The sequence below is a fragment of the Methanogenium cariaci JCM 10550 genome (genome assembly GCF_001315945.1).
Classification (GTDB): Archaea; Halobacteriota; Methanomicrobia; order Methanomicrobiales; family Methanomicrobiaceae; genus Methanogenium; species Methanogenium cariaci.
On the sequence record NZ_BBBG01000017.1, the window covers coordinates 39082 to 52533 of the forward strand.

The 13452-nt window shown below is 49.5% G+C and carries 15 protein-coding genes and 1 pseudogene; 3 read left to right on the top strand and 13 right to left on the bottom strand.

Features of this window, described 5'->3' with window-relative positions; all coding sequences use genetic code 11:
- Positions 1–658: 658 nt before the first annotated feature.
- The 6 genes and pseudogenes from JCM10550_RS12565 to JCM10550_RS25195 all read right to left on the bottom strand — a co-directional run.
- On the bottom strand, positions 659–1789 hold the full coding sequence (locus JCM10550_RS12565; protein ID WP_062399607.1) for an FRG domain-containing protein: 1131 nt from the start codon (positions 1787–1789) through the stop codon (positions 659–661).
- A 206-nt stretch (positions 1790–1995) separates the two neighbouring features.
- Complete coding sequence (locus JCM10550_RS19025) at positions 1996–2157, bottom strand: hypothetical protein (protein WP_157200257.1); 162 nt, start codon at positions 2155–2157, stop codon at positions 1996–1998.
- Between the two features lie 679 nt (positions 2158–2836).
- A complete protein-coding gene (locus JCM10550_RS12575) occupies positions 2837–3703 on the bottom strand; it encodes a hypothetical protein (protein ID WP_062399611.1) in 867 nt (288 codons plus the stop codon).
- A gap of 130 nt (positions 3704–3833) precedes the next feature.
- Positions 3834–3986 carry a hypothetical protein gene (locus JCM10550_RS19030; protein WP_157200258.1) on the bottom strand — a complete coding sequence of 51 codons (153 nt, stop codon included), beginning with the start codon at positions 3984–3986 and terminating at the stop codon, positions 3834–3836.
- 150 nt (positions 3987–4136) lie between these two features.
- Positions 4137–4607: a hypothetical protein gene (locus tag JCM10550_RS25190; RefSeq protein ID WP_281175389.1), complete on the bottom strand. Its 471-nt coding sequence runs from the start codon at positions 4605–4607 to the stop codon at positions 4137–4139.
- Positions 4608–4804: 197 nt separating this feature from the next.
- Positions 4805–5725, bottom strand: a pseudogene (locus tag JCM10550_RS25195) (carbon monoxide dehydrogenase); the annotation flags it as partial.
- A 378-nt stretch (positions 5726–6103) separates the two neighbouring features.
- On the opposite strand from JCM10550_RS25195, the gene JCM10550_RS23290 reads away from it, so the two are divergent.
- Complete coding sequence (locus tag JCM10550_RS23290) at positions 6104–6352, top strand: hypothetical protein (RefSeq protein WP_245619175.1); 249 nt, start codon at positions 6104–6106, stop codon at positions 6350–6352.
- Complete coding sequence (locus JCM10550_RS23295; RefSeq protein ID WP_245619176.1) at positions 6307–6696, top strand: class I SAM-dependent methyltransferase; 390 nt, start codon at positions 6307–6309, stop codon at positions 6694–6696. The genes JCM10550_RS23290 and JCM10550_RS23295 overlap by 46 nt, the downstream gene beginning before the upstream one ends.
- An 85-nt stretch (positions 6697–6781) precedes the next feature.
- Here the strand turns inward: JCM10550_RS23295 and JCM10550_RS23300 are convergent, their stop codons facing one another.
- The 6 genes from JCM10550_RS23300 to JCM10550_RS12615 form a co-directional block, all read right to left on the bottom strand.
- The gene (locus JCM10550_RS23300; protein WP_245619178.1) at positions 6782–7207 is read right to left on the bottom strand and encodes a hypothetical protein; all 426 of its coding nucleotides are present in this window, start codon (positions 7205–7207) and stop codon (positions 6782–6784) included.
- An 8-nt stretch (positions 7208–7215) separates the two neighbouring features.
- Positions 7216–7515, bottom strand: a complete 300-nt coding sequence (locus tag JCM10550_RS12590; protein WP_062399613.1) for a TetR/AcrR family transcriptional regulator — start codon at positions 7513–7515, stop codon at positions 7216–7218.
- 351 nt (positions 7516–7866) lie between these two features.
- Positions 7867–8139 carry a hypothetical protein gene (locus tag JCM10550_RS19035; RefSeq protein ID WP_157200260.1) on the bottom strand — a complete coding sequence of 91 codons (273 nt, stop codon included), beginning with the start codon at positions 8137–8139 and terminating at the stop codon, positions 7867–7869.
- A gap of 464 nt (positions 8140–8603) precedes the next feature.
- Complete coding sequence (locus JCM10550_RS12605) at positions 8604–9461, bottom strand: YIP1 family protein (protein WP_062399619.1); 858 nt, start codon at positions 9459–9461, stop codon at positions 8604–8606.
- Between the two features lie 226 nt (positions 9462–9687).
- Entirely contained in the window at positions 9688–10233 is a 546-nt protein-coding gene (locus tag JCM10550_RS12610) for a hypothetical protein (protein ID WP_062399621.1), read from the bottom strand.
- Between the two features lie 335 nt (positions 10234–10568).
- Positions 10569–11198, bottom strand: coding sequence for a YIP1 family protein (locus JCM10550_RS12615; RefSeq protein ID WP_062399623.1), 630 nt, complete (start codon positions 11196–11198; stop codon positions 10569–10571).
- Between the two features lie 269 nt (positions 11199–11467).
- Here JCM10550_RS12615 and JCM10550_RS12620 point away from each other — a divergent pair, with 269 nt between their 5' ends.
- Entirely contained in the window at positions 11468–13213 is a 1746-nt protein-coding gene (locus tag JCM10550_RS12620) for a RecQ family ATP-dependent DNA helicase (protein ID WP_062399626.1), read from the top strand.
- Here JCM10550_RS12620 and JCM10550_RS12625 read toward each other — a convergent pair.
- On the bottom strand, positions 13183–13452 hold a 270-nt coding region (locus JCM10550_RS12625), incomplete at its 5' end, for a hypothetical protein (protein WP_218185210.1). The genes JCM10550_RS12620 and JCM10550_RS12625 overlap by 31 nt on opposite strands.

The following is a 13452-nucleotide window of genomic DNA, read 5'->3' on the forward strand; positions in this document are numbered from 1 at the left end:
TTTGTTTGTTGGACTCTTACAAGGTTTGCAGGGCTTTGCAATCCTGTTTGCAAACAGTTATAGTGCCCATATGGGGCCTAAGTGCAAATTAGGGCCAGATTTACTATTTTTTCGAGAGTCTTTGCAATGTTGCCCGGATCATATACACACCCACAGTTACCTGCTACCACATACGGATTGCTCTGTTACTCATGTAAAGTACGCAAAGTGCCTGTACTCTCTGTACTTCTATCTCCTATAGTACTCTCTTTTACATGAGAATGGGAATTCTGCCCGTTGTTTGTCTTTGCAATATTTGCTGTTTTTTTATGCAAAGTGGTTGTAACATTGTAAACATCTCCGGTTTCATCCGCATCATCCACATCCTGCAGGAAGATGTGCATCAGGGCATGGCACGGTATGAGGTTAAAAAGGAAGTGGTAGGTCGGGTGATGCCGGTGCAGGGATTTTGCGGTTATCCCCCCTGAATTATATGATGTATTCATCTGATGGGTGCATGCATATATGTCTTTTTTCAGACGGGCGAGGGTGGTGGAAAACTCACTCTCCTGAAGTGTGGTGAGTTGCAGGGCGAATGATCAAGTGTTCTTCATTTGTAAAGGCGAAAACGACAAAATATTCTGATATTTAGTGTTTGGAAATATGGAAGAAATCAATCTTAATTCAATTTCAAGAACAGCAGCGCAGCGTGTGGGTTATCCTGTCTTATTTCAAATGAACGTCTTATATCCCTTTTTGCACATTCTAATTGGCCCATTTCATAATATGAATTCGCACGTAAAAAAAGAGCTATTGCATTATCTGAATTATTATCAAGAATCCGATTACAGATCTCAATTACACCGAGGTAATCTTTTAATTGATGTTTAATATTGGCACAAAATATGAGGGCCTCGTAGGAAATGGGGGGGTTTATTTTCAAGGCTTCCTCAACGTGTTCAAGTATATCACCTTTGTCGCAATCACCAATGACCCACATTGATTTTGCTTTATTCATGTGTTTCAGATATTCTTTGGAATAGTATGGTTTTTCACAGCAATTTTCTGATGCAAATCCCACCATGTCATTAAAGAGAGTTAGACCACCGATATCATGAAAATCCTGCAATTCGAATAATATTTGGGATTTATAATCTGCATTAATTCTAACACTTTTTATCGATTTGTTGTTAATATCAGGTTCTCCAAAAATGAATAGCGAATGCTGTTTTGGTATTCGGTTATTCAAATCAGAAGGTTCCCATACCCAGAGATGATCCTTCTTTTCTTCCAGATATTTCTCAAATTTCCATCCTGAATTATCACTATCAATTTTTTGGAATTTGTCAAAATCATGAGTATTAATGACGTATACGACTCCGTCTTTACCTGGATCGTTTACAGATGCAAAATATAGCGCAACCAAAGAAGAATACGTGAAATCGATTAATGCAGTTGCAGCACCATGATGTTGGAGTTCTGCCATAAGTTCAAGTTCTTCCAGAGTTATGTTTCCTTTCTTATCATAACCCTTAAGTTTTGCATTGGAAATCAAATCACAGTTGTAATCAATAAATTTCTTAAAACTGTCACTTTGCGATTGAGTAAAGCCAAGTCTCCTTGCAGCTGTCGAACGAATTGGATGTGAAACGTCACCTTGTCCTCTGAACGCAAATTTTCCATATTCAGATATTGTCAGGTCTTTAATGGCATCAAGATATTCGGCCACATTTGTCACGGCGATGTTGCCTTCCGGAGGTTCAATTTCCTGTTCGGTCAATTGATCACATTCTTGAAGATCTTTAATCATTTATTCAATATAATCATTTGAATCGCTTGGGGGATTTCACTCCCCCCCCACCCGTGTAACAGCCTGATCATAGCACATCAACAGTTTCGGGTCTTCCTCCAGCACCTTCGGCGGGATCCTTTTTGCCACAGCAATAATAATCCGATAATCCTTCTCCTGCCACGCCTTCTTAAACCCGGCCCGGATCGCCTCAATCCGGAAGACCTTCAGCCGTTTCGTCTCCCCCCCCGTGTGGCCGTCGAACTCCCGGAGAAGGGCCCGCTCCCGGAGATCTGTGGTCTCGTCATTGGCAGCAGGTCAATGTTCAGAATGAGACTGTCATGCTCGCCCTTTGATTCTTCAATATTTCTGATTATGTGTGATTTCATCCATATTTCACCCGGAATGTTAAAAATTTATAATTAATGCTTTCTATCCAGTGTATGGAATATGTTATATTTACTGGCATTTATGCGATGTGTTTTTTTAATAGTATGGATAAATGTCCAGAACATGGTGGCAGATAACATGGGACATATCAGGACAATTGAAGATAACGCCCGACGGATTATTATTTCGGATATAATCAGGGCCATTATCGGTTTTGGGTAGAGGGGGGGATATTATCTTAGATAATATATGCATAGAGTTTGTTTCACGTCAGAATCAGCGTTCAGAGTATGACTGGGTAAACATCTCTTTTCAGAACAACAGGGTTGGAAAGGCACGGTGCCTGATTGACGGGGACAGCATCACCATATACTCAATAAATATATTTCCTGAGTTTCAGGGGGGCAGGTTACGGAAGTTTTGTGGTTGAAAAGCTAAAAGAAGTTTATTCAGACATTACCGCAGACCGGGTGCGGCCAACTGCACGAAATTTCTGGAAAAAACAGGGGGGGTTTGCAGATAATGGTGACGGGAATTATGTTTATGCGGATGCAGACTCAAAATAGTTAATTCGGATTCATTCATTTTTAATGTATTTCCAGAATTTCAAGAGTCCTAAATTCTTATAATTATCTCGTTGAATTTGAAACAGATTTAATATATGGTGGTTATTCTGTTTCAATTACTATCTGCACTTTCCCTTTTTTTGTGTTCTAATTCAATTAACAAATTGATAGACGCTAAATATGCATAAAATATCCATTTGAGCCAAATTGGTTTGTCATATCCGTTTTTTTGGTTAGGGGTATGATGACGAATTGCATAATTATTGGCGATATTGAATAAATCATTTTCATCTTTAGAAAGCAATCTCATATCAAATCCCCCCCTCTTCAGGTATTCAAGAACATCGGCAAGTTCTCTTACAGCTTCTTTTTTATCCTGCTCTGTTGATTGATATTTCCGGAATTTATGTATTGCAATTCTGATGCGTCCATCAATATTTTCTGGATCAAATACCAGAGTTTCCGTTTCAAAGAGTTCTTCAAATCCGGTTTCTATGATTTCTAAGATTTCTCCTTCACTGGACAATTCGTACCCATTTTCGTAATTGGCAATGACAGAATTAATTTCTGTTTTGTATTCATTCTGTCCTTTTTCTTTGATAAAAGTCTGATAGTGCCATCCACAATCATTCCACTCGTGATAATATCCCTTCTCTGGATCTGGAAATGAAATTAAGTCATATAGAATTTCAATCAGATCGAAAAGATCTTCTTCTGAATAGTTATCGATATTATCTCTAATTGGCCAGATATTTCTTTTTCTTAATTTCCTAAAAAAATAGGCGGATACATTATTCCCAGCAATCCCCGGGACAAATCCTGCATCTACGCATTCATAGCCAAATGCTTCCTGAAAATAGTATTTACGCTCAAAGTCTTGATATGTTGCAAAAAACATATCCTTTAATTCCTCAAGTGTCAGATCCAGTTTACCATTATTCCTCCCTGATCTGACAGAATAATAGGGCCTATCATTCATGATAATAGTTGAATGTCATTAGACTATTATGGTGTTTTCTTTATGTGTCCACATTTTGAATGTTAAATTTGGGACATGGATCTATTATCTTTATTTTATCATTTAATTGCGTAAATCTTCATTTTATGCGTCATATCCCGATACTCATCAACCCCCCCTGTCTGCTGCCGACGGTAACCATGCAGGAAAGGCCCCCCCTCACGCCGAGGGATTCGGTGCCGATGACCATGATCTCCATCGGTTCCTGTCTGGCGGGGGGCAGGAGGCATAATGCTTCTGTCACCTGACCTGGAAAAAGAGAGATAGATTGAGTTATTGAGAGAGATTTGTGTGTCTCATATCCCCCCCAGTTTTGTCCGGTTCTCCTCAATGTGTGCGAGAATCCCGTCTGCTGCCTTCGCTGCATCCGGCTCGACACTGAGCAGGCCTCCCGTCACCCCCCCTTCAGGTCTTCCGTCAGCAGTTTCACGAGGTTCGGGCCGCCGGTGACCGTGGGAATCGGGTTGACGTAGGTGTACAGGCCGAATGCCAGTGCAAAGATGGCATCGATGGTGGCCTTCTGTTCCATGTACTCCGGTGCCGCAACGGCGACGGGCAGGTCGGGCACCGGCACCCCGCCGAGGGCTGCAGAGACGGCCGCGACCAGATCCGCACATCTACCGGTGTCGGTGCAGGTCCCGTATGAGAGGACCGGCGGGATGGAGAGCGACTCGCACACCGCCCGGAGTCCGTCACCTGCCTTTGCCGCCGCCTCCGGTGAACAGAGTCCCGCGACCTGCATCGCGGCATTGCCACAGCCCATCGAGAGGACGAGCAGGTTCCGCTTGATGAGTTCTTCTGCGACTGTGACCGAGTGCACATCCTGTCCGGTGTCTCGCAGGGTGGTGCAGGACACCAGGCCCACGATACCCCCCCGGATGGTGCCGTCCTTGATGAGATCAAGGAGCGGGTCAAGCGTGCCCCCCCGAGGGCTGCGGTGATACTCTCCGGTGAGAATCCGACCACCGCGTCCCGGCTGGGAAGGCCCGTCACCGGGATCACTTCCCGCCGCCGGACGGGGTAGTTCTCAATCCCCATGGCCAGAATCTTCTCCGCCTGTTCGTGTGCCTGTGCGGGCACGTAGTTCAGGCGGTCGTCAACCCCCCCTTCAAAGGCCACCAGATCCGAGACCGGAAGCAGGCGGAAGCGGTATTTTTCGGAGTAGAGAGGATCGAGAGGCAGGGAGCAGTTCATGTCTGCGACAAAGACATCAATTGTTCCCGTTGCAAGGATCGCCTCCTGCATGATCCAGTTGCCGGTATAGCCCCCCCAGAAGACATCATCCGTCTCCCAGCGCTGGACCATCTCCTGTCCGGTCTCGATATTCGCGATGATGCGGATGCCCTTTGCCCCCCCTGCTGTCTGTGCCTTCTTCTGCCACGCCGGGTTGCGTGCCGCCTCGATGAGGGCAAAGCCGAGGAAGGGCTCATGCCCGTTCGGGAGAATGTTCACGTAATCCGGGTCGAGCACCCCCCCGAGGTCGACCTTCACCGTGTGGGGTTCGGGGATCCCGAAGAGCACATCCTGCAGGTATTCGCAGACGATCTGGCTCTGGTATGCCATCGCCACAGAGAGCCGCATCGCCTTGAGGGCGAGGCTCACATACGAACTGTCCACATTCGTGAGACATGAGCCAGTGGCGTTCATGATCTCCGGGTGGATACCTCCCGGAAGGATGCCGAGCCTCGCCCAGGTCTCCTGCCGCTCTGCCGGTGCCAGATGGCGGACGATTTCACTGGGTTCCGTGACCGGGCGGGAAAAGTCCGTCTCCACCATGTCGCAGATTCTGAGTGCCACCTCTTCCTCGGTGCCGTCCGGTGACAGCCCGAGGCGACCGGCAAAGTTCCGGAGTTTTTCCGGAGATGTAATCGTAAACGAGGTCTTTCCTTCTGCTGTCTCCCGGAGCGTTTTCACTGTTTTATCGGCGTGGTAATGATAGGTGGTCGTCCCCCCCAGAACATTGCGCAAAAGCATCATGCGCATCGCCATCGCATCGGCACCGATGCCGCAGACCCCCCCCGCTTGTCTGTTTCTGCATCCGCCCGGCAGGGTCCGTTTGAACAGAGATCGCAGCGTGCCCCCGCGGTGCAGAAGGCGCACCGGGTGTCAGGGTTTCCGAACCCTGTGCTTCATAACGATCCCATACATTGCTCATCCCGTCTTCCTGCAGGTGTTTGTACATCTGCCGGACTGATTCATGATATGATATCCTGTCCTTATCCATATGCTCCACCCCCCCCAGAGTGGCAGGCCGTCTATCACCCTGTGATGATAAATAGATATTATCCCAACCGGTGTTCGGGGGGGGAAGATTGAAACGATGGGGGGGCGGGAATAGGAGTATCAGGGGGGAGCACCGGTATGACAAAACAACAGTATGTTCATGGATATGGGAAAGATGACTCTGAACGGCTCGTGAAACAATCTGAGGCACTCGAAGAGATACTCCATGCGGATGAGGATTTCCCAGCAGGCACCCGGATACTGGAGGCCGGATGTGGGGGGGTCGGTGCCCAGACGGTGATCCTTGCCCGCAGGTTTCCGGGGGGGCGGATATCCTCTCGGTGGACATCTCAGAGACCTATCTGGCGCAGGCCGAGGAGCGGGTGAAGGCCTGCGGGTATACCAATGTCACCTTCCGTCACGCCAACCTTGCAACAACGGACCTGCCGCCGGAGAGTGCGGACCATATCTTTGTCTGTTTTGTGCTGGAGCATATCCCGGAACCGGAGGCCGCACTCAACAACCTCTATCGTGCCCTCCGGCCGGGCGGGTCGGTTACGGTCATCGAAGGCGACCACGGCTCTGTGATCTTCCATCCCGAAAGTCCCGCGGCCCGGCATGTGGTGGACTGCCTGATTGAGCTCCAGCACCGAAGCGGCGGTGACGGAACTATTGGACGGCGGCTTTACCCCCCCTGCTCACGGCTGCCGGGTTTGTCGAAGTCACTGTGACACCCGCACCCGTATACGTGGACGCGGCCACCCGGAGCTGGTGGAGGAGTTTACCGAAAAAATATTCATTGCGATGGTGGAGGCCTCACGGGAGGCGGCGTTCCGGGCAGGCATATCCGACCCGGCCCGCTGGGGTGCGGGGATTGCCGCACTCCGGCGGACGGAGGAGCCTGACGGCACCCTCTACTACTCTTTTTTCAAGCGACGGCGGTGAAATGAACGGAGCATCCGTTTTTGCATCGCTGATGCCGAGGATGCGAAAGACGGACTCCTCCCAGATCCTGTGGATCTCCGGTTCTTCAATGCCCGCTGCGGCAAGTCTCTGCACCCCCAGGGAGACTGCCTGAACCATCAGGGCGGAGCGGGCCGGATCCAGTGTCGGGTCAATGGCTCCCCGTTTCTGCTGGTCGCGAATGAATGATACGATGGCACTGCCCACCTCTCTGCGTATGGTGGTCACGATGGCCCCGATTTCCGGGTCGCGGGCGGCAAGCGGGAAGAAGTCAAACATTACCCCCCCTACTTTTCCCGATATGCGGGGTGCACGGTCTTTTCGTAAATTGTGCTGACGGAGGTGCGGAGGTCTTCATCCGGTGTCCGGACGATGGCTGCACAGAACTGTTGGATGATGCACTCCAGCACTTCGCGGGAGAGTTCCTGCTTGTTGGTAAAGTAGAGGTATATTGTCCCCCCCTTTGATATGCCCAGACGGGCGGCGATATCCTCCATCCTGAGAGCGTGGTATCCCTTCTCCTTTGCCTCGTCACAGGCGGCCCGGAGAATCTTTCGGCGAACTTCTTCTTTATATGCGGGTATCACTCTTGGCATCTGCACGTCCTGCATATCCATTGGTTGTTGAAAAGGAAATAATGAATGATCGTTCATTATCTGCGGGGTTCACCCTCTGTTTCAGACAGGTGGTAGGTATCTCTCCCCGGCAGGGGGGGCATACCCCTCGTGCAGTTGCCTGAGACCGGGGGGGAGTGCCGGACTGCAAATATTGAGCAAAAAAGGCTGGATGGGTCGGGTTTTTCACCTCATCCCGGATTTATTTAATACGACCCGGTGATCGCGGTGGCAGTGGTGAGCGCTGCAAGGATGAAGAAGGCAATAATCGCCAGGATGATTGCCGGTAAAAAGACTGCGATGAAGGCCCGTGTGGTGGATATCTCATGCAGTTCTTTTATGGCAAGAATCTCCAGGGCAAGGGTCCAGAACTGCGAGAAGACCGATGACGGGAATCCAGCCGAAGAGCAGGTTCGGAGTGAGGGAATAGATGAAGGCCCGTATGGTGGTGGTGAGTCCCTTCCTCCCGCCTGCGATATAGACGAAGATGTGGAGAAGGACGCCCGCGATGAAGAGTCCGATGATGCCGAAGATGATGATGAACAGGATGGACGCAACGACCATCCCGGCCATACCCAATGCGGCAATCCCACTCACGCCGAGGGCCCCCCAGCCCGGCTTCGGCCCCGGCCATTCCCCCGGCCATGCCCATAAACAGTCCGAGCATTATCCCGGTCAGAACCCCGTAGATCACCAGGAATGTGATGAAATACTGCAATGCGTCTCCGAGGCTCTCGTCTTTGTGTGCGATCAGCGTCTGTGTCGGATCGAGGAGGAATCCTTTCAGTTTATCGATGAATCCGGTTGACATGGTAATGTTTCACCTGTTGATGCGTTTTCGTTTTGGGGGGGGATAAAGATATTCACCATACTGTCGTTTTCCGTTTCCTATCCTTCGGCAGTTTCTCAGGGGATATACCGGAATGGAACCCCCCCGGCATCCGATCTGAATTGACGATTTTTAAAAGCCGGTTATCGCCATTCTCAGCCATCAACCCGGTGTCTTACCTGCTCGCTGCACGGGTGATTTTTCCTGTCTCAGGCTTTGTGGGAAAAGAATGTCAGAATAGATCCGGGATAAAAAAGGGTTGAGAGGATTCTTCCTGCTCTGCCCCCCCCAATACCGTTCTAATACGGTGTGAGGTTGAGGTTGAGGTTGAAAACAGGAATGCTGACAATGATAATGCAACAAGAATGATCATGAGGATGAATGGCAAAATGACCGCGATGACTGCCCGTGCAGTGGATATCTCATGCAGTTCCCGGATGGCAAAAATCTCCAGTGCCAGTGACCAGAAATTTGCGAGGATGCCAATGAGGGGAATCCAGCCGAAGAGCAGGCTGGGGGTGGCAGCGTAGATGACGGTCCGCAGTGTGGTGCTGACATCCTTTCTTCCGCCTGCGATATAGACGAAGATGTGGAGAATGATGCCGGTGATGAAGAGGGTGATGATGCCAAAGATGATCGTTGCTACAATAGCCACAAGAACCACCCCCCCAATGGCACCGAATGCAGCCAGACTGGCAGGGAGACCTGTCAGGGTTTCTGTTACGGCAAAATTAAGTCCGATCATAATCCCGTAAAATGCACCGCAGATACTCATTATGATGGCGAAATAGCGCAATGCGTCTCCGAGGCTCTCATCTTTGTGTGCAATCAGCGTCTCTATGGGATTGAGAAGGAATCCTTTTACGTTATCGATGAATTCGGTTGACATGGGATTTTTTACCTGCTGATATGTTCTGGTTTGTGGGGGGGATAAAGGTATTCGCCATACCTTTGCTTCCTGCCTCTGCTCCTCCGGCAGCTTCTCAAGGGCATAGTGGAATGCAGTCCGTGGCATTCGATCTGCATGGTCTTTGAGGGATGCAAATACCTCGTCCGGGTGGTCTGCACGGACAACTTTTAAAAGAGCCATCGCCCTTCTCTCTCACCAGAACCCATGTCTTATGCATTCCTCGCCCCCCCGGCAATTTTTTCAGTTTCGGGTTTCGTATGAAAAGAATGTCTGAATAGATCTGGAATTAAAAAATGGGTTGACCGGATTCTTTCTGCCCCCCCGTCCCCCCCGATACCGTTCTAATACGGTGTGATGGTCGGGTCTGAAAAAATGAATGCTGCTATTACCATTGCAGCAAGAATGATCATGAGGATAATCGGTAAAATGACCGCGATGACTGCCCGTGCAGTGGATATCTCATGCAGTTCCCGTATCGCAAGAATCGCCAGGCCAATTGTCCAGAGATCTGCAAAGAAACCGATGAGGGGCACCCATCCAAAAAGCATTTTAGGTGTATATGAATAGATGATGGCCCGCAGGTAGTGCTGACATCCTTTCTTCCGCCTGCGATATAGACGAAGATATGGAGAATGATACCTCCGATGAAGAGTCCGATGACGCCGAAGATGATGAATAATATGATGGATGCAACGATAATCCCGGCTACCCCCCCTAACGCGGCCAGGCCACCCGCTCCGAGGGGGCCAAGTCCGGCGGAGAGGGCAGCTAGGGTTCCTGATATACCGATGCCAAGCCCGAAAATGATCCCGTTCAGTGCCCCCCCGTAGATGGCCAGAAGAATGACAAAATACCACAATGCGTCCCCGAGGCTCTCGTCTTTGTGTGCAATCAGGGTCTGTATGGGATCGAGAAGGAATCCTTTTACGTTATCGACAAATCCGGTTGACATGGAAATTGTTCACCTGATGGTCTGTTTTGGTTTGCGAACGATAAAGGTATTCACCACCCCCCCATTGCTTCTTGTCTTTTCTCCTCCGGAAGTTTCTCAAGGGCATACCATCTGTATGTCTCTTCAGGAATGCAGGGATCTCGTCCGGGTGTTCTGCACTGACAAATTTTAAATGAGCCATCGCCCTTCCCTTCCACTAGAACCAGTGTCTTATGTATTCACTGACCGGGCGATTTATTCAGTTTTGGGTTTTGTGTGAAAAGAATGTCAGAATCGATGTGGGATGTAAAAAACGAGTAGACCTGATTCGTTCTGCCTGCTTCCTGACATCCGTTCTAATACGGTGTGATAGTCGGGTCTGAAAAAATGAATGCTGCCAATGAGAGTGCAGTAAGGATAAAGATGAGGATAATCGGTAAGATGGTTGCGATAACTGCCCGGGAGGTGGATATCTCATGCAGTTCCCGGATTGCAAGAATTACCAGTGCCAGTGACCAGGGAATTGCAATGAGACCGATGAGGGGGGGAATCCATAAAAAAAGCAGGCTTGGCGTGGCAGCGTAGATGACAGCCCGTATGGTGGTGCTGAAATTCTTTCTTCCGCCTGCAATATAGACGAAGATGTGGAAGATGATACCTGCGATAAAGAGTATGGCGACACCATAGATGATGGTGGATATGATAGATATGATGGATGCAATGATCACCCTAAATATGCCTAACGAGGCCAGACTGTCCGCTCCAAAGGGGGGGTCAAGTCCGGCGGAGAGGAAAGCGATGTATACACCAGTTTCTAGCCCGGGTATAACTCCGTTCAGTGCCCCCCCGTAGATGGCCAGAAAGATGGTCAGAAGAATGGCAGAGTAGCGTAATGCATCTCCTAATCTCTCATCCTTATGTGCAATCAGGGTCTGTGTGGGATCGAGAATGAATCCTTTTACTTTACCGACAAATCCAATTGACATAGAAATTGTTCCCCAGAGGATGTCTTTTCATTTGCGGAAGAAAAAGGTATTGCGGAAAATTATTTATTTGTCAAAAATTTGTCAAAAGTATATATACTACCCTTCATTTTGTTGTCAAAAGGGGGGGTTATTCGTGACTGATTTGGTTTTGATGATGCACGTTTGAAAACGGGAATCGGGCATCTCCCCCCCGGTTTTCATATCCCTCCTTTTGTTCTTCCCAATCAAATCCGATACGTTATTGTTGAAAATGGAATAATACTCAGTTAATGGGACTCTACGATACCCTCAGAGATTACTGGGGGGGATACTCCTCGTTTCTTCCTCAGCAGATTGAGGCGATATCGGAGATCTGTCTGGAACGGGATGTCCTCCTCCTGAAAGCGACCGGTGGGGGGGGCAAGTCTCTGTGCTATCAGATCCTCCCGGTTCACGAGAAGAAACTGGGTATTGTGGTCTCCCCCCCTCATCTCTTTGATGAAGGATCAGGTGATGATCTCTGCCAGAAGGGTATCCGTGCCGCGACCATCAACAGCGAATCATCACCTGCTGAAAAGAGGGCAACGGAAAAATCCCTCCGGGAAGGCAAAATAAACCTGCTGTATGTCTCTCCCGAACGGTTTGTCAGCGAGAATTTTATCCGTCTTCTCAAAGTGCTCCCCCCCCTCTCCCTCGTTGCCATTGATGAAGCCCACTGCATCTCCCGGTGGGGCCATGATTTCCGCCCAGAATACCGGAAGCTCACGGTAATAAAAGAGATCTGGCCGGAGGTTCCTATCATCGCCGTGACCGCCACCGCCACCCGTGAGGTCAAAGAGGATATCATACGGCAACTGAATCTGAACGACCCGAAAGTGCTCGTCGGTTCATTTAACCGGACAAACCTCTCCTATGAAATCCGTGAATCCGACAACCCGAAAGGGGGGGAGGTCATAGCATTTCTGAACCGTCATCGAAATGAATCGGGGGGGATCATCTACTGCTTTTCCCGGAAGACGACCGAGGAACTCTCTCAGTATCTGCAGGAAAACGGGTTTGCCGCTCTCCCGTATCATGCAGGACTGACGAATGCTGTCCGGAAAAAACCCAGGAATCGTTTGTCCACGATAAGACCCCCATCATCTGTGCGACGGTTGCCTTCGGCATGGGTATCGATAAACCCGACATCCGGTTTGTTCTCCATTACGAACTGCCCAAGGACATTGAATCCTACTATCAGGAGACGGGACGTGCGGGGGAGGGATGGTCTGCCGAGTGAATGCATTCTCTTTTTTAATCGCGGAGATATCGCAAAACAGCTCTGGATCATCGATAAGGATGATGCCGACGAGGATTACAAGGAGGTGCAGAAGAACAAACTCTTTGCACTGACACGGTTTTGTGAGTCCCCCCCGGTATGCAGAAGGCACGCCATTCTGTCCTACTTTGGCGAGGAGTATGAACAGGAGAACTGTGAAATGTGCGACAACTGCCGCAAGGAAAATCCGAGAATTGATGCGGGAGCATATGCACAAAAGGTCATGGCCTGTGTCAGTGAACTGAACGGTCACTTCGGACGGGGGGGAAAGATTGCTCAGATCCTCTCCGGATCCACGGCCAAAGAGATGGATTCCCTGAACCCTCGCAGACTGAAATCGTTTGGAACGATTGTTGATATACCGGAAAACCAGGTTAAACAGTGGATCGATGAACTCGTATTTCAGGGCTACCTTTCCCGTTCTGACGGGAGATATCCGGTTCTTTCCCTCTCGAAAGAAGGGCGGACGTACCTGAACGGGCAAAAGGCCGTCCCGATATTTCTCAGCAAACCAAAGAAGACCGGGAAATCCCCCCCTCGCAAAGATGGCCGGGACCTCTCTGCTGTCCGGTATAACCAGTCGCTATTTTCCCTGCTTCGTGTGCAGAGAGATGATATTGCACGGCGTGCGGGCCTTCCGAAATATATGATCTTCACCGACCCGACGCTGATTGAGATGGCGGCCTATTACCCCCCCGGACAGAGGATGAATTCCTGAATATTAAAGGGGGGGTCGGTGTCGCAAAATGGAATTCCTATGGCGATCTGTTTACGGGCATGATCAAAACATTCTGCACCGAACATGGCATCACCGGTGCGGACGGGACCGGTGCAGAATAATCCGTCACCGCAGAGTCTTTCTGTTGTGATCCTCTCAGGCTCCCATATTTCTCCTTTGATCTCGTCGCGTATCACTATTGGACAGCAGGGCGATCTTTCCACTTTCCCCCCCTCTTT